Raw genomic sequence first — 22,431 nt, 5'->3', positions numbered from 1 at the left:
GATGGAACCTTCCATAAGACCATCTTCAGATCTGAGGAACCGGTACAGCGAGATTTCCAAGTATTGTAAAGAGAACAGAGAGCCGGTGATCATTACCGTCAATGGCCGGGGAGACACTGCGGTGCTGGGGCTGCAGGATTATTATCAGATGAAAGCAGAGCTGGAGCTTCTCAGAACCCTGGCTGACGCAGAAGATGATGTGGCTAACGGAAGAGTTGGGCCTATTAAAAAAACTTTTGAAGATCTGAGAAAGTCTTTGCAGGAAAGGGAAAACAAATGAAATACCAGATCCTGAAGACTGATAAGGCAGAAGACCAGATCCGCTCCATGATCCATTACATTGCAGATGAATCAGGTGATGTGATGGTTGTACTGGCATACCTGGATAAAATGGAAAAAGCCATTGAAAGATTAGAAGACCTGGCGGAATCAGGACATGTACCACGGTATTCCATCCTGAAAAAGCAGGGATACAGGGTGGTGATCATGGATAAGCACCTGGCCTTTTACAAGGTGAACCATGAAGAGAAAAAAGTCATCGTCTACGCAGTGGTGGATGGAAGACAAGAATACCGGCGACTCATTGAATAAGATAACCACTCAAGAGCATCCAGCGGGCAAGCTGGGTGCTTTTTTAGGTGCTTTATCCCCAAAGCTTTGCCAGGTGCCCTCTGTCTCAATACAATATGATAAACAATGTAAACATAGCCCCGGGAAAAAGCCTTTGAACTCATCAGGGAAAAAGGAGGCATCCCCTGATCATCCGTGATCAAAGAAACGGACTACTTCTGGAACTGGAGAAGGGAAGGAAGAAATAGGGGGCGGTTGTTGCTTTTATGCCCATGAGGGATGCGGGGAAATGCTTGGAATGAGCCCCTTATACAGGAGAACCATGAAAATGTCTGCTGATCAAAAGGATTAAACTAATGTCGGTGCTGGATCTAACGGAATAGTATACTATCTCTCGAATGATCAAAAACCCTGGGGAAGGCATCCCCAGGGTCATCCTTATCAATCATCATCTATTATGCAGGTGTAGCATCAGTAACAACATGCAGCAAGCCTGATCATCACAGCAGTTTATTCAATCATCAGCGTCCAGTCGCCTTTTACTTCAAAGTTTGGCCAGTTAACATCGAATGAAGCACTTGCCATGTCTTCTTCAAAGGTGATGGTCATGGTGCAGGTGTTGCCCTTCCACACACTTTCGCCGCTGTCAACATCTTTGCTGTAAAAATCCACATCACGAACAGTAACGCCATTGGAGCCACCTGTATTGACAGCGAATGTTAATTCGGCTGTTGTTGAGGAGGTTCTTTTGATGTGTTGCAGAACCATCTTTTGCAGCTGCAGGTCTATTTCATGGTCGAGAATGATGCCTTCATTCATTTCAGGAATGGTCACATCAAAGCTGTCAAAGCTCTTTTGGTAGCCAACAATAAGGCTGGGAATCTTCAGCTGAATTCTTTTGCCCTCTGGAACTTGCGCCTGGAACTGGGTGATGGGCCTGCCGACAGCATTTTCCACCATTGAATAGGGATAGACGTTGTTTTCATCGTCATAACCCAGCAGCGGTTTAACCATGGGAGAAGTACTGGAACCGATAATGCTGGTTTCACTTTCATTGATAAACATCTGCGTCACGTCTTGATACTCTGGTTCCCCGATGTTCACCAATCTCAGTTCAGGGTCGTCGAAGTTGGTTAAGAGATGGACGCCATCAGTTGTTTTCTGATAGCCTACTCTGATCCAGTCGATGGGGGTATTTTCGGCAGCTTTGATTTCCCCGTTATTCACCACAGAGGTGCTTTCGGTTAACCGGACAGCATAGCTGTTCTCTTCAATGATCATTTCAAAGGCATTGGTGGGGGCGAAAAGATAGTTTTCATCGGTCTCATTCCAGAAGCTGAGGAGCAGGTGGTCACCTTCGTAACCATAGCCGCCCGGCTTGTAGTGATGACCTTCCTCAGTGACAATGGTGATCTCTGGCAGCTTGTCTTCGGCCAATGGGAAGGTTAGCGTCATCTCCAGACTAGTCTCCGTGAACATCACGGTTTCCAGCTTGTTTGATCCATCCAGGGGCAGCGGTGTTTCAAGGTAGAAGGCTTCGCCTGCCACAATGGTTGAATAGATGGCTTTTTGAGGAAAGAATGATTTAACAAAATCTGAAATATCGGAAGCATACACGCTGCTGACACATACAACAGCCACTAATGATGCTGCCAGTAGAGGATAAAGTCTTTTGCGTTTCATTTTTAATCGCTCCTTATTCAATTTGGCAAAGGTTTTTTGGCGGATCGCGTCAACATCGATCTCCAGGTCACTCATGGAAGGGTGAAGCTCTTCATCCAATAGATCATTATCAAGCTGTTGCATGAACGCCTGTAATTGTTTTTCAGTCATGGAACAAAGCCTCCTTGATCACTTTTCTGCCTCTTAAGAGCCTGTTGTCAACCGCTGAGCGGCTTAATCCGAAAATGCGCATCATGTCTTCGATTTTCTCGTTGAAGTAATAGCGCCGAATAAACAGCTCCCGGTCGATGTCATTAAAGCTTTCAATGGTAGCCAACAGCTTTTGCTGGGTTTCTCTGTCGATCACCTGGCTTTCAGTGGCAACAGATTCCTCGAGCTGGTAATCATCAATCTGCTCCACCTGATTCTTCTTCAACTTGCGCTTGTAGGTAAGGGCTTTGTACTTGGCAAGGATCAACACCCAGGTTTTGAAGGTGCCTTTTGTGTTGTCAAATTCATCGATTTTCAACCAGACATCCAGAAAGACATCTGAGACACATTCTTCGATATCTTCCTTGCTGTTGCCGATATTGAGAATACGGTAGATCACATAATAAACAGGCTTGGTATAGGTGGCCATAAGGGTTTCATAAGCGTTGAGATTCCGCTTTTTTAGTTCAGATATGAGCTCATTCTCTGAAAAGGTCATCCTCTCAGCTCCTTTCACTGAGTACTACGTTGGCAGTATGGTTTTTCTCTTAAACTTTCAAAATGAATTTCTGAAACTGAATTAAAATTATCAAACTGTTCTTCACAGCCCTGCTGTTCCTGGCAGGCATCATCCCCACCCACCACCGCAGTGACATCACGCAGGTCTTCTTTGGCTCCATGCTGCAGCCGGTCAACGACTTCCCAGGATAGGTAGGTACTGTTCACATCCACATGAAAGAAAACTTCTTTGGGACTTTGTTTCAAAGCTTTGTTATTAGGCATATTGATCCACCACATTCACCTCGGACCTACAGCATGCAAGAACGTTTGTTCTAAGTCAACGGTAATATGAGTTCACCACTTATTGAGCAGGGTAGAGGGTAAGCACCCGGGAGCATCCAGCAACCAAGCTGGGTACTTTTTTGCGTTCATTATAAGCGTGCAGGTAGCCCGTGTTGCCATAGGAGTAATTGAACCGGAAAGGCGAAAACGTGAAGCAGAGAGACTGTAAAACAGAAGATGTCTGGAAAAAAGGCAAAAGAAACGAGTAGGTGATGGCACAGTGGAAAGATCGCAGAGTGAATACCCTCATGACAAGGTGCTGGATGCATTTGAAGAGATCATCGAAAAAAATATAAAAACCCCCGCGATATCAGGGCACACCCTGCGTATTACCAGGTAAGCACATCCGGTAAAAGGACAGGCAGAAAACAGAATCACCATCCAAGAAAGCCAAATCCATCAATATGAGGGAGGAATAGAAATGGGCGCACTCATCGTCATCATGATTCTGGCCATGATCCTGGCAGGCCCTATCGGTCTGCCTTTACTGTTGATCTTCTTTATTCTATGGGCATTGGCAGGGGATTAGAGATATCTTGAAAAAAGAAAGGGGAAGGAGGTGAAGTGATGGGCTATCTCATCGCCATCGCAGGGGGAATCCTGCTGGCAATGATCATCCCGGGAGGATTCTTGGGCCTCTTGATCATCGCCGTTATTTATTTTCTTTTTGGCGGAAAAGACACCTTTGGAGTCTAGCAACAGGTAATACCAGCAGACAGGAGAGGAAACTTCATGAAAAGACAACAGCGGATGCGAATGAACCTGCCCCGTAAAAGGCGTAAACGAAAGGGCGAACGGCAAATAACCTTTGGTAGATACTCAACCAAAGACCCCTTGACAGGTGCCATGAACCGGGAAGCCTTCCATGATTTTTTGCCGCTGCACACCAATAAGCGGATTTATGGGGGCCAGCAGGTCACCGTATGCTTCATGGACCTGGACGGATTAAAAGGCATTAATGACACCCATGGACACCTGGCGGGAGACAGAGCCCTCAGCCTCATGGCAACACTGGTTAAGGAAGAAATTCGTAGTCAGGACATGTTTTTTCGGTATGGAGGTGACGAGTTTCTGCTTTTTTTCACAGGAATGGGAAGAGAAGAAGCCTTTAAAATATGGCAGCGAGTGATCAGGCGTATAAACCTGTATAACCAACAGCCGGAAGAATGGGGAAAATTCAGCGTCAGTGTGGGATTTGCCACGGGTCTGGTGGAAGAACCACCCTGCTTGTGGCAGTTGATTCACCAGGCAGACCGGGAAATGTATCGTCAGAAGAGGGCAGGAAAAAGCGTCTGTGAACCCACTGAATAAGCCATGAAAAAGGCTTGCGGGACAAAAGTCATTTTGATATAACTAATGGTAGACAACAAGTATGCTTTTGCATCTTGAGGAGCCGATATCATGACTTGTGCAGACGCTGACAGAAGCCATTCCATCAACCTCCAACAACAGGGGACACCCCCTTCATTTGATATACTAATGAACCGGTATCAATCCATGATCACCGGTTTTTTGCGTTCCCGGACCGTTTCCACCCAGCTGGCAGAAGACATCTCCCAAGAAGTATGGCTCAAAGCTTGGCAGCACTGGGAACAGTTTGATCCGGCCAAAGGCACAGAAGCATCCTACCTCCTGGCCATTGCCCGGTACGAAGTCATCAACTACTGGCGCCGCACCCGGAGTAAAGAGCCCATCCTCCTGGAAATAAAGAACCTGGACCACTGCCATCTCCAGGTACTCAGCGCAGAAGCCGCCACCCTGGACGAAATGGAAGAAGAGGAAGTAAAAGAATGGTACACCCGGCTCCTGCGCACCCTGATGACAGAAGGGGGCTACCCTCACCAGGTACTGGCCTTTCTCTACAGCCGGGTGATCCACTGCAGCGAAGACACCAGTGAGCGGACCAGCGGCTACCCGGCCAAAACCGCCCAACAGCAGGGCCACCTCCCCCTGGGCAGTCTCCACCGCCAGGCAGCCGGCCATTACAGCCAAAAAAGCCATCTGAACCATGAAGAAGTCAGCACCTGTTTTCAGGCTCTGCAGCCTGCCCTGAACACCCTCCTTGAAACCCTGTTTCAAAAAGCTGGTGACACCGTTTCTCTCGCATGGGCCAGGGAACACAACCTTCACCATACTCCAAGCAAACACACCCGTCTGGCCGACTACACCCGGGCAGACAAGCTGGAAAAAGCCGTCACCGACTGGAGCTACAAAGTGGCCAGGCGGCTGAAAAAAAATCTGATGAAGCAAACTGACCTCATCCAAAGGGAAGGGGAATAACCTATGTCAGCCACCCAAGACTGTTATAGCGTCCAGCAGATGGAAGACCTGCTGGAACAGGAACGAAAGGGCTGCCTGGAAGAAACCATGGCAGCCCTTTTTTACACCCACCTGGGCCAGTGTCCAGCCTGCCAGCATCAGGCATACGCACTGAACCGCCTGGAAACACTGCTGCAAAAATGGGGCAGTACCCTAAACACACACCAGCGCTCCCTGTTAAGCGTCCTCCACATCAGCGTCCATGAAAACACCCTGCGGTTAAAAAGCATGGGCCAGGCCCTGAAAGACTGGGGCAACCACAGCGCACCCCAGCTGCACTTGGCACCGGTGGTCCTCCGGGGTGAAGACACCGGGGATACCACCACCGAACTCATGGGAGTGTCCCAAACCGGGGACCGCAGCGTCAGCATAGCCACCCATGACAATATCCTGCGGATCCGACTGGAAGGGTTTCTGGAAGAAGAGCTGCCAGAAGTCTACCTGCAAGCCGTTTCCACCGAAACACCACCCCGCAAACTCACTGTGACCTTTACACCTCTGGGAAGCCCCCCTGACCATGCTTGGGAAGCCCAGGTAACAGACCTGCCCCCGGGGGACCACCTGGTGTACCTGGAGGAGCCGGGGCATGAAAAATGATCTGAATGACCACCGGCAACGGGGCTTTGACGCCTTTTGCCAGGAAAATTACCCCCAGACACTCCACCACCTGACAAAAGCCTTAACCATCCTTGAAAAAAGAACCCAGGGATCGGCCCGCCTTGCCTTTGAGCAGGCAGAACTTTACCTCCCCCTGGGCCAGACCCACATGCTCACCGGCCAGCCCCGCCAGGCCCAAGAGTGCCTGACAAAAGCGCTGGAAGGGCTGGCCATTGCCGGCCAAACCCAGGGACCGGAAGCTATGATCGCCATGGGACACCTGGCGGGCCTGTACCTGCAGGGAAAAGAGGTGGATAAGGCCCACCAGCTGTTGGACAAGGTGGAAGCAGTGCTTTCAGATGGGTATGACCCACCCTACCCCAGTCGGTTGGACATGGAAGAACAGCTTCTCCTGAGGGCCGCCTGTCACTGGAAAGAAGGCAGCCTCCAAAAAGCCCGGGAAAACTACCAAGAGGTACTCCGCTGGAGCCAGGAACACCAGCGCCCCCTGTACCCCTCACTACACCACCACCTTGGCATCATCGCCCTGTTGCAGCACCAGTGGCAGGAAGCCATTCACCACCTTAAAACCAGCCTTGAAGGGAAAAAACACACCCTTTATTTCGACGGCATCCTGTCCCTGATGGAATACCCGGACCTGGCCATGGCCTACGAAAAAGTCGGGGATCAGGATTCTGCAGAAGCCACCTACCAGGAAGGGGCCCGGCGGGCCTATGACCTGATGGCCGCCCTCCCTCAGGCACAAGACCAGCTCCACCTCTACTTTTACGGCCTGAAAGCCAGTGAAACCATCCTGGCCCGCTGGGCGGGAAGCCGGGAAGAACCTGAGACACCCGACAGCTGCCGGCCATCTTCCCAGCTCCAGTCCCACCTGGCGGTTTTTAAAGGGTTGGTCCACACCCATACCGCTGGTGGCACCCTGCTTTTACCGGAGCCAGAGACCCTGAGAAGCCACCTGCCCGCCAACACCCTGATGATGGATTACCACCTGGTCCGCCCCCGTACCCTGGATGAAACCGCCCTGCAGGAGCCACCAGAGGCCCCTTACCTGGTGTTAAGCCTTTTCACCTCCCAGGGCCATCACCAGCTGCTGAAAATCCCCAGGGCAGAAACCCTGCGGGACCAACTGGACACACTGATCCAGGCATGGCGGGACAAAGAAGAAGCCCTTTACCATGAAACGGCCAAGGAGCTGTACCAGCACCTGGTGGCCCCCGCCCTCCAGTTATACCGGGAGGAAACCGGCGCTGAACCAGACAAGCTCGTTATCCTGCCAGATGATTTTCTCTGGGATCTGCCCTTTGACCTTCTGGAAAACCACCAGCACCAGCTGGTGCTGGAAACACAGACCACCATCTATTTAGAAAGCCCCCATGACCTGGTGAAAGAACCCCCCTCCCAGAAACAGCCGACGAAGGCCCTTCTCCTGTGGGACCAAAGCCAGGCGCCCCTTCTTCACCATGATGTGAAGTACCCGCCGGCACAGGCCATTCGCCGGGAAGCCTTCCAGGTAAGGAGTCAGCTGTCCAAGAAAGACTGCCAGCTGACAGAACTTTCCCCCTCGGTGGAAGACGCCGCCTTAACCCAGGCACTTTCCCAGGCAGACCTGGTCCACCGGGCAGGCCACGGATTTTCCTTCCAGACAGATTTTCTGAACCGCTACGCACACCGCCCGCCGGGAGAAGTCTGGACCCTGTCAGACCTGGACACCGTGGGCATGCTCATGGCCAAAGAAGAAGAAGGTGCCACCCACATCTGGGAAATCATGAGCCGGCACTTCCTGTCAGTCCCCCTGAAAGCCCGGCTGGTGTTCCTTTCTGGCTGCCAGACCGCCATGGGAGAAACACCCCTGAAAGAGCCCCCTTATTCACTGGCCAACCTCTTTTCCCATGCCGGTGCCCGTCAGGTGGTGGCCACCCTGCAGCCGGTAACCGACAGGCATGCCCAACAGATAGCCGCCGCCTTTTACCATGGCTACCTGGCAGGTGGCAGCGCAATAGACAGCCTGAAAGAAGCCATGAAACAGCAATTGGAAGACCAGCGCCGCCAGGCCCATACCCACCGGGTGATCCCTGGCACCTGGGGATTTTACCGGGTCCTGGGCATGGACTGATGGCCAACTGCTTACTGTGCCCATCAATCAACAATAAACTGGAAAGGAAAATTTTAATGAGCCTCCGGTTTTTCAAACGAAAAAAAATCGCCAAAGGCATTACCCTGAACATGAGTAAATCAGGGCCTTCCCTGTCTTTCGGACCAAGAGGAGCCAAATTTACCATTGGGAAAAGGGGCAAACGTCTGTCCCTGGGAGTACCTGGAACCGGCCTTTTCTACAGCAAAAAACTGAAATGACCATCATAAAAGGTCAATGGATTAGTCCAAGGAAACAAATCGGTACGGAAGGGAGAGGTGTTGGTGGAATACAAAACATGGAAAATAATTAAGCTGCTCTTAACAGCCCTGCTGCTCCTGGGACTCATTATGTTTATTGGCCAGGTGATGGGGATGTACCGGCAGGTTAATGCGCAGCACCACCTGCTTGGCAAAGGGTTTTTACTGCTTCTGGCAGGCATCATCGGGTACGGCATTCTTTATCCCCTCTACGCCTTTATGACACTCCCCCGTCCCCTACCCCTGCCGGAGGAGAAAGACGCGGAAGGCCGGCGCCTGTACCGAAAAGACCTGATTCTCCAGTTGAATGACAATCCGGCACTGCGAAAGGCAGGTTTTAGCCTTCTGCCCCAGGACGCACCAGAAGAAGTTCTCTTGGAACAGCTGGCTTTTCTCAACAAAGGTGCAGAAACTAAGAGTCGTGACACCGCTTCCCAGGTGTTTGTCACCACCGCCATCATTCAAAATGGCAGCCTTGACGGCCTCTTTGTCTTCATAAGCCTTACTCGCCTCATCTGGCACATCGCCCACCTGTACCGTCAAAGGCCAGGGCTCCGCCAGTTGGCGGCCCTGTACTTTAATGTGGGGGCAACGGTACTCCTGGCCAGGGAAATCGACGATTTAGAGTTAATGGACGAGCAGTTGGAACCTCTTATGACCACCATCTTCGGCTCCCTTTTTTCCTCCCTGGTGCCCGGCGCCACAGCAGCGGTGAACCTGATCATCAATTCCACCGCCCAGGGCATTGCCAACGCCTATCTCACCCTCCGGGTGGGGCTCATTGCCCAGCAATATATGGGAAGCCTGGCGGCTCCGGAACGGCGGTTGGTTCGAAAATTAGCCTCGCTTCAGGCCTGTCGCTTGCTGGGCTTGGTGGTGAAAGATAACGCAGTGCGGATCCGTCAGGCCACCGTGAACCTGACAAAAAAGAATGCAGAAGACGCTTTTACCTACAGCAAAGAAAAGGTGGAAAGTGTGTTCTCGAAACCAAAGGAAATGTGGGAAAGATGGCGCGGCCAAGGAGAAGACCATCATCAGGCTGGAAAAACATAAAATCAATCAGACAAGAGATTATAATAATGAATGGTCAATGCTTGCATAAAGCGGAAGTACCATTGTGTAATCTGAGAGGAGTGTATCGATTGTATTTTTTACTCATCTTCACGGCAATCGGATGTGCAGTACTAGCAAGCAAGAAAAATCGCAATGTTTTTGCATGGCTTGTTTTAGGGGGTTTATTACACTTTATTGCACTGCTCATCATTTTGTTTTTGCCTGAGCTTGAAAAGAAAGAATACGTTGCACAAAGAGATTATTCCAAAGAAAGCGCTTCACCAGGTGAAGAGAACAATCATACTAAAGAATCAAATGAGTTGGAAGAGAATGAAATGCCGTTGTCACCATACGAAATGCTAAACTGCAAGCCGGGAGACGATATTTATACTGTAAAAAAGCAGTACAGAAAACAGATCCTAAAATACCATCCAGACAAGTACGCTCACCTTGAAATGCCGGAAGACCTCGTGACTTTGTTACATAAAAGGGTGATTGAAATCAATCGTGCATACGAAATGATTGCGAACGGGGAATTGAAATAGGAAGGAGATGTAAACAATGGAAGGTATGCTTTTACTGCTGGCAATCCTGTTCTTTGTAGGAATCTGGGTTGTAAGATCGTTGGTTTATGCCTCCATAAGAGGAACCAAGCGAATTGTCAACAAGACCATCAACAAAGAACATGTACAGCGAAACCTGGAAATATATGCAAACTATATTTTAGATAGCATGTTTGAACAATACCGAGATACCGAAAAAGATCAAGTGGAAATGGAAGAATTGTTCTTGAAAGCTCTGGAAAAACTGCAACAAGACCCTACTTTGTTTGCTGCCAATGATTTTTGGGATGCCATTGGCGCAGATTACATCGGTATTAGCGGAAGCAACTTTGATGGCGGGGAAAAAAACCGTGAAGAAAAACTTGAGACTTTTGCGAACAACATTGTCCAAACCTTTATGGAATACATTGAGGAATTGGAAGCAGAGAAGATGGCATATCAGGAAATGGAAGCACCAGGTTTTGATGATATTGACATAACAGAAGCCATGGATATGCAAGAAAGTGCTGAAATTATGGGTTTAAGTCAACCATTCACAGTGGAAGAATTGGAGTCAAAGAAAGCATCACTCCTTGAATCCTATAATGTAGAAAAACTAGTCAAGGGTGGGTGCCCAGAGATCGTCATTGAAGCAGCCACAACAAGAAGCCGCAATATCATGACGGCCTATCAAGTGCTCAAAGCATCTATAGTATAACGACTAATAAGGTGAAGATCAACGGATGGAAGTGAATGAGGCATGGGTAGAATTATACTTCAGGGACTCCAACCTTTCGAATATGAACACCGCTTCGACAGGATGGCACTGGAACAGCTAAAAAAGGCAAAAGGGTTTGACACACTGGTTAAAGCATTCTATAAACACTGGGCGGAAAGACTATATAAGATGCAGTTTGCCGGAAGCTACCTGCAAGTAGACAAAGACAACTTTCCCAGAATTCATCGGATGCTGCTAAACTCGTGTCGTATCATGGAGATGGAAAAAATTCCGGCTCTATATATCAAGTATGATTACAGCGTGAATGCCTTTGTAGCAGGCATTGAAGAACCGGCGTTGGTGTTTCATTCAGGATGCCTTGATTTACTTACAGATGATGAACTCATGTATTTGTTCGGTCACGAGCTGGGTCATATTAAGAGCAATCACATGCTTTACCGGCAAATCAGTATGGTGCTGCCAGAAATTGGAAAACGTCTTGGGTATGTCACCTTTGGTGTGGGTGAATTGGCGGCACAAGCCATAACACTTGCTTTATTACACTGGTATCGAATGTCTGAGTTTACGGCAGACCGGGCAGGGCTGCTAACAGCTCAGAACATTGATGCAAGCACAACCACCCTCATGAAAATAGCAGGTCTGCCAGAGCGTTTTTATGACAAGGTCAACGTTGAATCCTTCAAAAGACAAGCCCAGGCTTTCGAAGATTATGATTACGAGCGCATGGATAAAGCAGCAAAACTCTTTTCGGTTATGGGCAATACCCATCCATGGACGGTTATGAGAGCAAAAGAGCTTTTCAATTGGCAGACGGAAGGCGGGTATGCAGCCACACTGAATCGATACATGGACAACACCATCATGATCATCTGTCATAAGTGTGACACAACGCTGAAGTTGCCAAAGAGACATAAATCCGTTAAGGTGACATGTCCAAAATGCCAGCACAGTTTCATCATGCAGGCATAATCAAATAACATCAAATCCATGATGGAGGGGTGGCGAATAGATTTATGGTGCAAACAACGCAACATAATCAGCTGGAAAAAGTAATGGAACTCTATTTGAATGCGTATCAGGAAGCGGAAAAGACGGTTGAAATCAGTCCTGTCACATCAGTGATCGCCAGCCGAAGAACCTTGGAAGTGAGCTTAAAAGCAGTGATGCAAAAGAGTGATGACATTCAGGGACAACAACCATCACTCATGGAAAGAATACATTTATTGAAAGCTGATCAATCTATCAGCAGCGAAGAGTTTGCCTGGATGCAAAGAGTGATTCACACAGGCAATCGTGCGGCACATGGTGACGATGAAATATCATATGATACGGCCAAAAAAGTGGTTGATGATCTAAAGCAACTGCCGGAAGTGTTAAATAGGGTGAGTGTTGCGCTGGAAGAATCGTATCAGACAAACCAAGCTTCCAAAGAAAATGAAAAGGTTCAGGAAGGCTGGTTTGGAAAAGTTAAAAAGTTTTTTGGCAAGCAAAAAACATCTGAAACAGTGGGAAATATTGTAGAAGAAACCACTTCCCAAAGTAAAGACTTACAGGCCAAGTTGCTGGAAGCGCCTGTTCCCAAATCTCAGCAATCCATGGAAGAAGCAATTATACCAGCAGAAATCGACCGAACTTTATGGTATCGGGGAGAATACGAGACGCTACATGATTTTCAAAAAATGAAAGAACACATTGTCGAAAGACTCAGAGAAGCTGAAAACATCACAAAGAAACTGGGTTATGACGCAACGGGTTTTAATGAATCAATTCAAAGAATTGAGAGCAATGTTTTCCAGGTAGTGGTGCTTGGTGAGTTTAGTCGTGGAAAATCAACGTTTGTGAATGCTTTGCTGGGCGACATGGTATTACCCATGGATGTGTTGCCGACAACGGCTACTTTAACAATGGTACATTACAGCGAAACTCCTAGAGTAATCCTGAAGATGAAAGATGGCTCTACCCGAAATGTTGAAAATGAGGAATTGAAAGAATGGATTACCGCGCTGGAAGATCAGTATCAGGAGAATGCATCGATGGTTGAAAGAGCTGAAGTATACTGGCCAACGGAAATTGGGCGACGTGGGTGTATGATCATTGACACACCAGGCGTTAATGATATCAATGAGACAGGAGAAAACATCACCTACGAATTCCTACCAAAAGCAGATGCAGCCATATTATTACTGGATCCAACGCAGCCGCTTTCCGCTTCAGAAACAAGTTTTTTAAGAGAACATATTTATCAGGCTGATCTAGGGAAAGTTTTTTATGTGTTAAACAAGATCGACTTGGTGGAATCACAAAACAGAGAGCGCATTTCTGGTTATGTGAAAGAAAATGTCCGAAAACTCACCAATGCTAAAGAACAAAGTATAAAGGTGTTCGGTCTTTCATCCCGCAAGCGGCTGGTACAAAAAGTCAAAAATAGAGAAATTGAGCCCAGTTACAAGATTCCTTTTGAACAATTTGAAGAAGCCTTTGAACAGTTTCTACTGGCCGAAAAAGGTGCGTTACTTCTTAAGCAGGCCATTAAGCGAAGCAATGAAGTCATTGAAACGACAATGACAGAGGTGAAAATACAGTTTAATCATTTAGGCGATACGCTGGAAAGTCTCGAAAGACGATTGAACGACTTCAAACAGAAGGAACATCAGCTTTTGAGTCAAAAAGAAGACATCAAGGCCCAAACACGTCAACAGTTTGAATCGTATCAAAATGAGCTGTTGAAAGGCCTTAGCTCAGCCATGCAACAACGCAGAGACAGTATCATTCGCAAAATAGAATCAATGCCACAACTTGACCACACCACGGTTGCAGCAACCATTCAAAAAGAGGAAAATGATTTGAAGGCGTGGGTAAATCAGCAACTCTACCCAAAAATTTCGGAAGGGATCAAAAAGATAAATCAACAGATTTCAAGGCGTTTTGCCGAACTGAACCATGATTTTCAGCAATATCGTGAGCAGCAATTTGAAAGCATGTTGACAATACCGCAAGTTGAATCAGCCTTTTCAATGCCGGGTCAGTTTGACAGCCAACTGGATGGTAACGATCTGTTGCAGGTCTCATTGCCAGCAGGTGTGGGATTTTTGGTAGGTAGCTTTCTGTTAGGCCCCATCGCTTTTTTTGGCGGCTTGCTGGGGAGTCATTTTATATATAAAAAAATTAAGCAGCAAAAAGAGATGCAGACGCGTGAAAGGTTGTCACGCAATATATCGACTGAATGGTACTATTTGGAAGAAAAGCTAAGGGAAAGCATTGAGCAAACGCTGGAAGACAGTTACCAGATGACCATGGAAAACAGTGAACAGAAATTTGTTGAAATGATTAATGCTTACAACCAAACATTAAAAGAGATGATTGCAACAAAAAAGAAATCGGAAAATGAAATCCTGGAGCGCAGAGAATCACTAAGGACATCTCTAGCCGATATGGTGAGCATCCGCGAAGAGTTTACTCACTTGGTTCAATTAATGGAGGGATAGCCATGGATCAAAATAAACTGGCACAAAACTTGACAGAAATTGATGGTCTTCTTCGCAAAATGTTTCAAAATGAAGGCTATTACACAGATTTGAAAAATGAGCTGGAGGCTATTCGCAAAGAAAACAATGAGGCTACGCTGAAACTGGCAGTTTTAGGAGAATTTAGTGCGGGTAAGACAACGGTGATCAATGCGTTGTTGAAGGAAGAAGTGTTGACAACTGCTGATGAACCTACCACAGCCATTAACACTTATCTTACATATGGACAAAAAAAGAAGTTCTTTCTTGTTGAACCAAACAGAAAACCAGTAGACATAAAGCCCAAAAACCTTAAAGCGCATCTGACACAGAACAGCCACGCTAATGCCAGGATTGAATACCATCACCCGAACAAAATCCTTAAAAGTGGGTGGGTGATCATTGATACTCCCGGCAGCAATGTTGAAAACCAGGCCCATGATGCCATGCGGCAAAAAGCCATCGAGGAGTCGGCGGCAGCCATCTATGTGATCAATGCGCAGCAACCTGTTTCAAAATCCTTTATTCAGTTTCTGCAAAAACATAAAGAGAATCTGGGGAAATTTATTTTTGTGTTGAACAAATGTGATCAATTGGAAGATGAGTTAATAGATGACATTGATAAAACCATAGAGCGAACCAAAGCACATGTTAAAAAATCAATCAAAGAATACACAGGCATTGAAGTACAAGAAGTATACTCAATCTCTGCGCTTTATGCACATCATGTGTCAGAGGATAAAAGAGCTTGGGTAAAAACGTTTAATGATTTTCAAACAGACCTCGAGGAAGTGTTAAATACAAACCGACAACAGTTATTGCTTTTCCGTTCCATCAGCCTTCAAAATCGCTTAATGGCAAAAATGGGTATGCTGGCCACTTCAAAGGAAGAATGGTACAATGACCGGTTGAGTGAAATTGTAGGAGAAGTAGAGACTGTAGAAGGCTTTAAAGAACGTGTGTTGATACCTTTGAAAAAAGAAATTAGCCAAATGTTCAATGAGCTGGAGCAAAATACCAATAAAATGCAAGATAAACTGTATCATGAAGCAGAGAAAGAAATCGAAGAAATTATTGATAGCGCATCGAGCGTTAATGTGCTAAAAAATTCAGTTCCTAGCAGGATCAACAATTATATGAATAATATGACCAGAAAAATCACAGATGAGGTCCAGAAAGAACATAACAAAGTATCAGACTATGCAAGTCAAGTCATTACACAATCCCTTAAAGAACACGTACAGAAGCTCCGAATGGCCTATGACTTTTTGGTCAAAGAAAAAACACTGTGCTGGGAAAAAGATAGCAAAGCATTCTTAATCGCTGTAGTTCTTGGTGCTATTGCAGGTTTTTTTGCGTTTCACGAAAGCTACTACATGATAGAATTTAGCGCATTGATAGGAATAGGTACTGCCTTATGCGCATTTGCTTTAGCCTATAAAAGAAAAGAACCAGAGTTGTTTAATGTGATAACGCCTAATACAAATATAACGTTCCAAACAAAGATGATTATACCTGGATCCGTATCAAATGCGACCGATCCAGGAGCAACAGGAGCAACAGGAGCAGGTGGTGGAGCATTGTTTGGTGCATTTGTTGCCGGCCCCCTTGGAGCTGTTGCAGGTGCTGCCATTGGTGGTTTCCTTGGATCACTATTTGGTTCAGATTTATATGATCTAAAAAGAGAGTATAAAGCTTCTGTCATCAGAGAGCTCAGGAGCAGCACTTATGGTTACAGAGGACAAATTTCAAGTGCTATCAAAAGTTCGCGCAATTCGATGATGAGCGAAATAGAGAAAACACTGGAGACAAATTTATCGAAGTATGATGTTCTACTGGAAGCAATCATGGAGCATCATGCTGATGCCAAAAGAAAAACGATTCATTCCAAAGAAGAAATTGAAAATGGCCGAATTCTTGTTGAGAAGAAGATTGAGAGCATGGAAAAAAATCTTGATGAGCATGCCAAAATAGCAGGGATAGCACGTATAAGTGACTTGAAAGGTAAGAGCAGCGGTGATCAAGCGCCAGAAACATCCCTTGCACCCACGGTAGTTGTGAGGAAAGAGTATAACAAACCAGTTTACAACGCCAGTAGGGCAAGACAATACATTGGGGAAGAAAAACTGAAAAAGAAAGCCACTACTTTCAAAAAAGTGGTGTTCATCACAGGCATCTTACTATTTGTAATGGCTTTTATTACCGCTGGGTTGAATTCTGCAAAAGAACCTTTGAGAGGGGTAGCAGATCAACCTGTACAAAAAGATTCGATATCTGAACCGGTAAAATCTGTAACACCTAAAGCAGAACCCGTAAAAATAGAAACCGCAAAAAATGAAACCATAGAAGTTGAAACTACTGGAGTTATTAAATGGAATGTCAATTATCGGACAGACTATGAAGTAAGAATGGGTGACTATGTCGGGGAAATACTAAATGGAAAACCGCATGGTGAAGGCACATGGACAAACAATGAAGGAAGAAAATATGTAGGTGAATGGGCTGAAGGTAAAAGACATGGCCGAGGTACGTTAACGTTGGCTGACGGAGACGAGTATGTAGGCGAATATTTTGAAGGTAAGAGACATGGCCAAAGTACGTATACCTGGGCTGATGGAAGAAAATATGTAGGCGAATGGACTGAAGGAGTGCCAAATGGAAAGGGAACAATGTATCGTTTGAATGGAGATGTATATGAGGGTGATGTCAAGGGTGAAGCAAATGATAGTGGAGGCTGGTCATTTGTATACCATGGATACGGCACGTATGCGTGGGATGAAGGAAGTATATATGTAGGTGAATGGGCTGATGATAAACGACATGGCCAAGGTACGTATACCTGGGCTGATGGAAGAAAATATGTAGGCGAATGGACTGAAGGAGTGCCAAATGGAATAGGAATAATGTATCGTTTGAATGGAGAGGTATATGAGGGTGATGTCAGGGGTGAAGCGAAGGAAAGCGGAGGTTGGTCACTTGTATTTCATGGACAAGGCACGTATACGTGGGATGACGGAAGAAAATATATAGGTGAATTTTTTGAAGGAAAGAGACATGGTCAAGGTACGTATACGTTGGCTGATGGTACTATTGAATCAGGCATCTGGCATGAAGGTGAACTTGTTGTGCAGGATGAGCTAGCAATATCAATTGATCATGAGGATCAAACATCAAAAAATGAAACGGTTAAAATGGAGTGGAATGTCAATTGCGGTACAGATTATGATGTTAGGATGGGTACTTATGTGGGCGAAGTCTTAGATGGAAGACCCCATGGGGAAGGTACGTGGTCAGACAATGAAGGTAGATTGTATGTCGGCAGTTGGAAAAATGGTACCAATCATGGACGTGGAGCATATACATGGATCGACGGATCAATATATGTTGGTGATTTTGAAAATGGGAATTTTCATGGTCAAGGAACTTTAACAGCATCGGATGGATGGAAATATGTTGGTTATTTTGCAAACAATGAGTTTAATGGTCAAGGCATCTATACCTATACTGATGGAAGAAAATTTGTTGGCGCTTGGCAAGATGGACGGAAACACGGCCAAGGCAGTGAGTATTTTGCGAATGGTACTTTAGACATTGAAGGAAGATGGATTAATGATGAATATGTTGGCAACTAAATCTAGCTTTCTTAGAATTTACTTGAGCGATATGTATAGTAAAAGCAGTTTACGAAAGTTTGTTTCTAGGATCAAAAATCCCCAAAAGTGAAGGAGTAATGATCGATGGAAATTATCATAGTAGGTTTTCTCTTTATGATCGTAATGTCTGTTATGTCTTCTACCACGAAAGACGAAAAGAAAAAGGAAGAGTATAAACAGACTGTTTCAGATTTCTGGAATGGAGGTACTGGTGGTGCCACCATGAGAGTGGCAGAGAGTATTGATAGACATCGCATACTCCGCAGTGCGTCCTGAACAAAGTAAGACACCGAAAGGAGGAACGACTCGTCTGAAATGATGCTTCTCAAAAGATGAAGGAAGGTCCTTCGAGATCGGCATGCAGCTGCAGGTCTCAAACCACCCACAGGTGCTGGAGACCAATCTCTCCGGTATTGAGCGTGTGGGGAAAAAGGCTGTATAAAACAGTCAGGTACGTCTCATGGAGCTGAACGAAAGTGAACAACCATCAAAGCATCGTTAATGCGAACCTTGCTCGTCAAAACCAGTACAGTGCGGAAGTGCTGGGATCAGTCCGGAAGAAAGCTGTCTACTGACCGGACGGCGGCCGGTGCAAAGGTTGCAGGACCATGAGACAGGCTTTTGAGAGGAACAGGAGAACCTGTCCGCAGATGCCAAGAGAAAATCGCAAGCACAAAAATGCAAGTGAGTAAGTATCGATGCTGCGGACAGGGACGGATGAACGCGTAAGAGCTATGAAGCGGCTGTAATCGTCGCAGAGCAAAGGCGTTCACTTAATCAACCCCAATTCAAAAATCAACCAGAACATGGGAGGAATTTATGAAGAAGGAGAAACCCTTCAAGATCACACAAGAAGAAGTGCTGGAAGCGTATAAAAAGGTGAAAGCCAACAAAGGCGCTCCCGGTATCGATGAGGTTAGTCTACAGGAATACGAAAACAACCTGAAAAACAACCTCTACAAGCTATGGAACCGAATGGCCTCAGGAACATACTTCCCACAGGCCGTGCGCAGCGTGGAAATCCCCAAGAAAAACGGCAAAGGCGTCCGCCTGCTTGGCGTACCCACCATCAACGACAGAATTGCCCAAACAGTGATCGTCGGAAGACTGGAACCACATCTCGAACCACTTTTCTATCCAGACTCCTACGGCTACCGCCCCGGCAAGAAAGCTACCGACGCCATCGGCGTCACCCGGGAGCGGTGCTGGCGGTACGAATGGGTCATCGAATTCGATGTCAAAGGACTGTTTGATAACATCAATCACGAACTCCTGATGAAAGCCGTCCAAAAACACATCGACACCAAATGGGTCCTCCTCTACATCCAGCGAAGCCTGAAAGCACCCATGAAAATGCCAGACGGAACCGAAAAAGAACGTTCGTTCGGCACTCCTCAAGGCGGCGTCATCAGTGCGATTTTGTCAAATCTGTTTATGCATTACGCCTTTGACCACTGGATCACAAGAACATGGCCAGAGAACCCATGGGCCCGGTACGCAGACGACGGACTCATCCACTGCCACACCCAAAGGGAAGCAGAATTAATCCTTGAACAGTTAAAGCAACGGATGAGCCAATGTCAACTGGAAATCCATCCAGAGAAAACCAAAATCGTCTACTGCAAAGATGAAAACCGACCCGGGGATCACGAACACACCAGCTTCGATTTTTTGGGATACACCTTCAGAGCCAGAACCGTCAAAACCAGGAAAGGAAAGTATTTCACCGGCTTCACCCCCGCTGTCAGCAAAGACGCCATCAAAAGCCTGCGGGTAAAAGTCAGGAGACTCAGAAAGCTTGCCTTCCTCTCCATGACAGAACTGGCACAACTATTAAACCCAATCATTCGTGGCTGGGCCAACTACTTTAAACACTACACGCCAAGTGCAGTACATTCGGAACTATCGCAAGTGAATCTTCATCTAGCCAGATGGGTGATGAGAAAGTACAAGCGGTTTAAAAACAAAATGATGGCCGCTTTAGGCTGGTTGGGCACCATTGCCAAATCAGATCCAGCACTCTTTGTCCACTGGAAGATGGGCATCTGCCCAAAGGGTGATTAAGAAGAGCCGGATGAGGGGAGACTCTCACGTCCGGATTCTGTGAGAGGCTTGGGGGGAAGTTCCCCAGGCCTACTCGACTAATCAAACAACCGTTAATCAACAATTAAAGTGAGAAGAATCTGAATATAGTCGCAATATTCTGCAAAAAGGATATTGTTATGCTGATGTCGAATACCTACACAAATTCTATTGAAGGAGTGTGGTATGCCATGAGTCAGGGAACCATGATCGATGCACACAGCCCTGGTAAAGCCGGCCTTATTGTGGGACTCTCAGAAGAAATGGGCCTGGTGGAACTGTTGAACGAGAAGCTGTCTTCCGACAGAGGCCGGCCGGAAGACATCCCCTATGGCGTCATGGCCCAGATGATGATGGTGAACATGTGTGATGACCACCATCCCCTGTGGCGGCTGGAGGACTACTACAACATGAAAGACCTGGAGGGACTCTTCCACTATCCCATCCGGCACGAACAGATCAACGATGACCGGTTTGGCCACTTTTTCGACCGGTTACACGATGCAGGACCCCGGGAAATTTTCAGCCGTCTGGCAGCCAATGCCTTCTTACGCTACGACATACAGGTGAAGAACATCAACTATGACACCACCTCCAAAGTCATGTGGGGCACCTACGAAACCGAGGATGGAAAAGTAGGTGTAATTGAAATCGACTTTGGCCACAGCGAACAAAAACGATCAGACAAAAAACAAATCAAGCTGGGCATTGGCACCGCCGAAGGCATTGTGGTGGATGCCCAGGTCCTCTCTGGCAACAAAGATGACAAGACATGGAACAACGAGAACCTGGAACTGGTGGAAGACGTCCTGTCGTCCCTAAACATCAAGAAAGAAACCTTTTGCTACATCGCCGACAGCGCCCTGTTTTCAGAAGAAAACCTGAAGAAAGCCGCTAAAAAAGGCATTACCCTCATCACCCGGATGCCTGACAACGTCACCGAAGCCAAAAAGCTGTTGCAGTTGGCCGTTGAAGAATTTGATACCCTGGAACCCATCTCTATGACCAATGCCAAAGGAGAAGCTGTTCCTTACCGGGTCCGCAGTGAAATCATCCAGTACAAAGGGTACCCCCTATCCTGCGGGATCTGCTATTCCCCTTCCATGAAAGAACAGAAAGCAAGGAGCCATGGGAAGAAAATAGCCAAAGAACTCGAAGACATGGAGAAAAAATGCAAACCCTTCCAGAAACGCACCTTTGCCTGTGAAGAAGATGCTCGGCTGGAAATTGAAAAGCTTTCCAAAGACACCCAGAAACTGAAATTTCATCAGGTACGCTTTGACATCAACGAAGTCCCCAAACGAAAACCCGGCCGACCTTCGAAAAACAAGGAAACCCAGTGGGTGTACCAGCTGGTGCCTCTCATCACAGAAGATGAACTGGCCATACAGTCTCATCTGGTCCGGGAATGCACCTTTGTCCTGGCCAGCAATGACACGGCGTTCTCAGCCACCCAGCTATTACAGGAATACAAAACCCAGAGCCAGACGGAGAAAAAGTTTCAACAGTTGAAAAGTCCCCATTTTGTCAACGCCATGTTCCTGGACAGCCCTAAGCGGATTGAAGCCTTTGCTTATCTGATGCTAATGGTCATCTTACTGCTGTCAGTGGCTGAGTATGTGGTGCGCCGGGAGATGAAGAAAACCGGGGAAAAAATCGTGGGCCTTGGCAAACGGGAGGTGTCCAACCCCACCCTGTTTGCCATCTACACCATTTTCTATTCTGTTCGGGTGAACCTGTATGAAAACAACGGTCTCATTGAAAGACGGCTGGCACACCCTCTTTTTGACAATATCAAAACGGTACTTGGGCACCTGGGCATCCCGGAAGATACCTTCACCAGGGGATCAGGATAGCTATTTTCAAGACTTGTAGAGATTTTTGAGTGCGGATAACTTTAAATTATGTTAGGTTTTTAGTGTATTGTGCGGAGTATGGGAGACATAATCAACACAAACAACTATTGAAAGAATATGATAAAAAAGCAACCCATAACGGCAGGGAGGTCTATTTTAAGACGCATAAGAGATTGAGTGATTTTAAGAATGGAATACGCCGCCAAAAAAATCTCGGCATATATGAATACTTATACGACGAAGCCCTGCATGGAATCACCTGGTTTTGGCAATAGAGAAATACAACTTTTGGCAGTCAAAAATGCAATTACCAGCGTTACCAAAATTACTTCATTAATGAATTGGCCATACGATAACTTTTCCCTGTGAACATTAACATATGAGAATGAT

General features: G+C 46.6%; 20 protein-coding genes. 17 read left to right on the top strand and 3 right to left on the bottom strand.

Annotated elements, in window-relative coordinates:
* Position 1: 1 nt before the first annotated feature.
* Both AAIG11_RS07260 and AAIG11_RS07255 read left to right on the top strand, forming a co-directional pair.
* Positions 2–280 carry a type II toxin-antitoxin system Phd/YefM family antitoxin gene (locus AAIG11_RS07260; protein WP_343185576.1) on the top strand — a complete coding sequence of 93 codons (279 nt, stop codon included), beginning with the start codon at positions 2–4 and terminating at the stop codon, positions 278–280.
* A complete protein-coding gene (locus AAIG11_RS07255; RefSeq protein ID WP_343185575.1) occupies positions 277–591 on the top strand; it encodes a type II toxin-antitoxin system RelE/ParE family toxin in 315 nt (104 codons plus the stop codon). Before AAIG11_RS07260 ends, AAIG11_RS07255 begins: the two co-directional genes overlap by 4 nt.
* A gap of 489 nt (positions 592–1,080) precedes the next feature.
* Here the strand turns inward: AAIG11_RS07255 and AAIG11_RS07250 are convergent, their stop codons facing one another.
* From AAIG11_RS07250 to AAIG11_RS07240, 3 genes are read right to left on the bottom strand one after another with little or no spacing between them, the layout of a single operon-like run.
* The gene (locus tag AAIG11_RS07250; RefSeq protein WP_343185574.1) at positions 1,081–2,403 is read right to left on the bottom strand and encodes a hypothetical protein; all 1,323 of its coding nucleotides are present in this window, start codon (positions 2,401–2,403) and stop codon (positions 1,081–1,083) included.
* Complete coding sequence (locus AAIG11_RS07245) at positions 2,396–2,941, bottom strand: sigma-70 family RNA polymerase sigma factor (protein WP_343185573.1); 546 nt, start codon at positions 2,939–2,941, stop codon at positions 2,396–2,398. Before AAIG11_RS07245 ends, AAIG11_RS07250 begins: the two co-directional genes overlap by 8 nt.
* Before the next feature lie 14 nt (positions 2,942–2,955).
* Positions 2,956–3,225 carry a hypothetical protein gene (locus AAIG11_RS07240; RefSeq protein ID WP_343185753.1) on the bottom strand — a complete coding sequence of 90 codons (270 nt, stop codon included), beginning with the start codon at positions 3,223–3,225 and terminating at the stop codon, positions 2,956–2,958.
* 627 nt (positions 3,226–3,852) lie between these two features.
* Here AAIG11_RS07240 and AAIG11_RS07235 point away from each other — a divergent pair.
* From AAIG11_RS07235 to AAIG11_RS07165, 15 genes are all read left to right on the top strand, one after another.
* Entirely contained in the window at positions 3,853–3,981 is a 129-nt protein-coding gene (locus AAIG11_RS07235; protein WP_343185572.1) for a hypothetical protein, read from the top strand.
* A gap of 36 nt (positions 3,982–4,017) precedes the next feature.
* Complete coding sequence (locus tag AAIG11_RS07230) at positions 4,018–4,596, top strand: GGDEF domain-containing protein (RefSeq protein ID WP_343185571.1); 579 nt, start codon at positions 4,018–4,020, stop codon at positions 4,594–4,596.
* A gap of 90 nt (positions 4,597–4,686) precedes the next feature.
* Positions 4,687–5,565 carry a sigma factor gene (locus tag AAIG11_RS07225; protein WP_343185570.1) on the top strand — a complete coding sequence of 293 codons (879 nt, stop codon included), beginning with the start codon at positions 4,687–4,689 and terminating at the stop codon, positions 5,563–5,565.
* 3 nt (positions 5,566–5,568) lie between these two features.
* Positions 5,569–6,201: a hypothetical protein gene (locus AAIG11_RS07220; protein WP_343185569.1), complete on the top strand. Its 633-nt coding sequence runs from the start codon at positions 5,569–5,571 to the stop codon at positions 6,199–6,201.
* A complete protein-coding gene (locus AAIG11_RS07215; protein ID WP_343185568.1) occupies positions 6,191–8,335 on the top strand; it encodes a CHAT domain-containing protein in 2,145 nt (714 codons plus the stop codon). The genes AAIG11_RS07220 and AAIG11_RS07215 overlap by 11 nt, the downstream gene beginning before the upstream one ends.
* Before the next feature lie 56 nt (positions 8,336–8,391).
* Positions 8,392–8,574 carry a DUF4236 domain-containing protein gene (locus AAIG11_RS07210; protein ID WP_343185567.1) on the top strand — a complete coding sequence of 61 codons (183 nt, stop codon included), beginning with the start codon at positions 8,392–8,394 and terminating at the stop codon, positions 8,572–8,574.
* 63 nt (positions 8,575–8,637) lie between these two features.
* A complete protein-coding gene (locus AAIG11_RS07205; RefSeq protein ID WP_343185566.1) occupies positions 8,638–9,666 on the top strand; it encodes a DUF697 domain-containing protein in 1,029 nt (342 codons plus the stop codon).
* A gap of 89 nt (positions 9,667–9,755) precedes the next feature.
* Positions 9,756–10,211: a J domain-containing protein gene (locus AAIG11_RS07200; protein ID WP_343185565.1), complete on the top strand. Its 456-nt coding sequence runs from the start codon at positions 9,756–9,758 to the stop codon at positions 10,209–10,211.
* A 16-nt stretch (positions 10,212–10,227) separates the two neighbouring features.
* On the top strand, positions 10,228–10,926 hold the full coding sequence (locus AAIG11_RS07195; protein WP_343185564.1) for a hypothetical protein: 699 nt from the start codon (positions 10,228–10,230) through the stop codon (positions 10,924–10,926).
* 42 nt (positions 10,927–10,968) lie between these two features.
* Positions 10,969–11,916 (top strand): M48 family metalloprotease, encoded by a 948-nt coding sequence (locus AAIG11_RS07190; RefSeq protein ID WP_343185563.1) that lies wholly within the window; start codon positions 10,969–10,971, stop codon positions 11,914–11,916.
* 44 nt (positions 11,917–11,960) lie between these two features.
* Positions 11,961–14,432, top strand: a complete 2,472-nt coding sequence (locus AAIG11_RS07185; RefSeq protein ID WP_343185562.1) for a dynamin family protein — start codon at positions 11,961–11,963, stop codon at positions 14,430–14,432.
* A gap of 2 nt (positions 14,433–14,434) precedes the next feature.
* Positions 14,435–18,082 (top strand): dynamin family protein, encoded by a 3,648-nt coding sequence (locus AAIG11_RS07180; protein WP_343185561.1) that lies wholly within the window; start codon positions 14,435–14,437, stop codon positions 18,080–18,082.
* 105 nt (positions 18,083–18,187) lie between these two features.
* Positions 18,188–18,379, top strand: coding sequence for a hypothetical protein (locus tag AAIG11_RS07175; RefSeq protein ID WP_343185560.1), 192 nt, complete (start codon positions 18,188–18,190; stop codon positions 18,377–18,379).
* Between the two features lie 543 nt (positions 18,380–18,922).
* Positions 18,923–20,167 carry a group II intron reverse transcriptase/maturase gene (gene ltrA, locus AAIG11_RS07170; protein WP_343185559.1) on the top strand — a complete coding sequence of 415 codons (1,245 nt, stop codon included), beginning with the start codon at positions 18,923–18,925 and terminating at the stop codon, positions 20,165–20,167.
* Positions 20,168–20,376: 209 nt separating this feature from the next.
* Positions 20,377–22,041, top strand: coding sequence for an IS1634 family transposase (locus AAIG11_RS07165; protein WP_343185558.1), 1,665 nt, complete (start codon positions 20,377–20,379; stop codon positions 22,039–22,041).
* The last annotated feature ends 390 nt before the right edge of the window (positions 22,042–22,431 follow it).

This window comes from Anoxynatronum sibiricum (assembly GCF_039414295.1).
GTDB lineage: Bacteria > Bacillota > Clostridia > Peptostreptococcales > Tindalliaceae > Anoxynatronum > Anoxynatronum sibiricum.
This window is presented reverse-complemented; position numbering and strand designations above follow the sequence as displayed.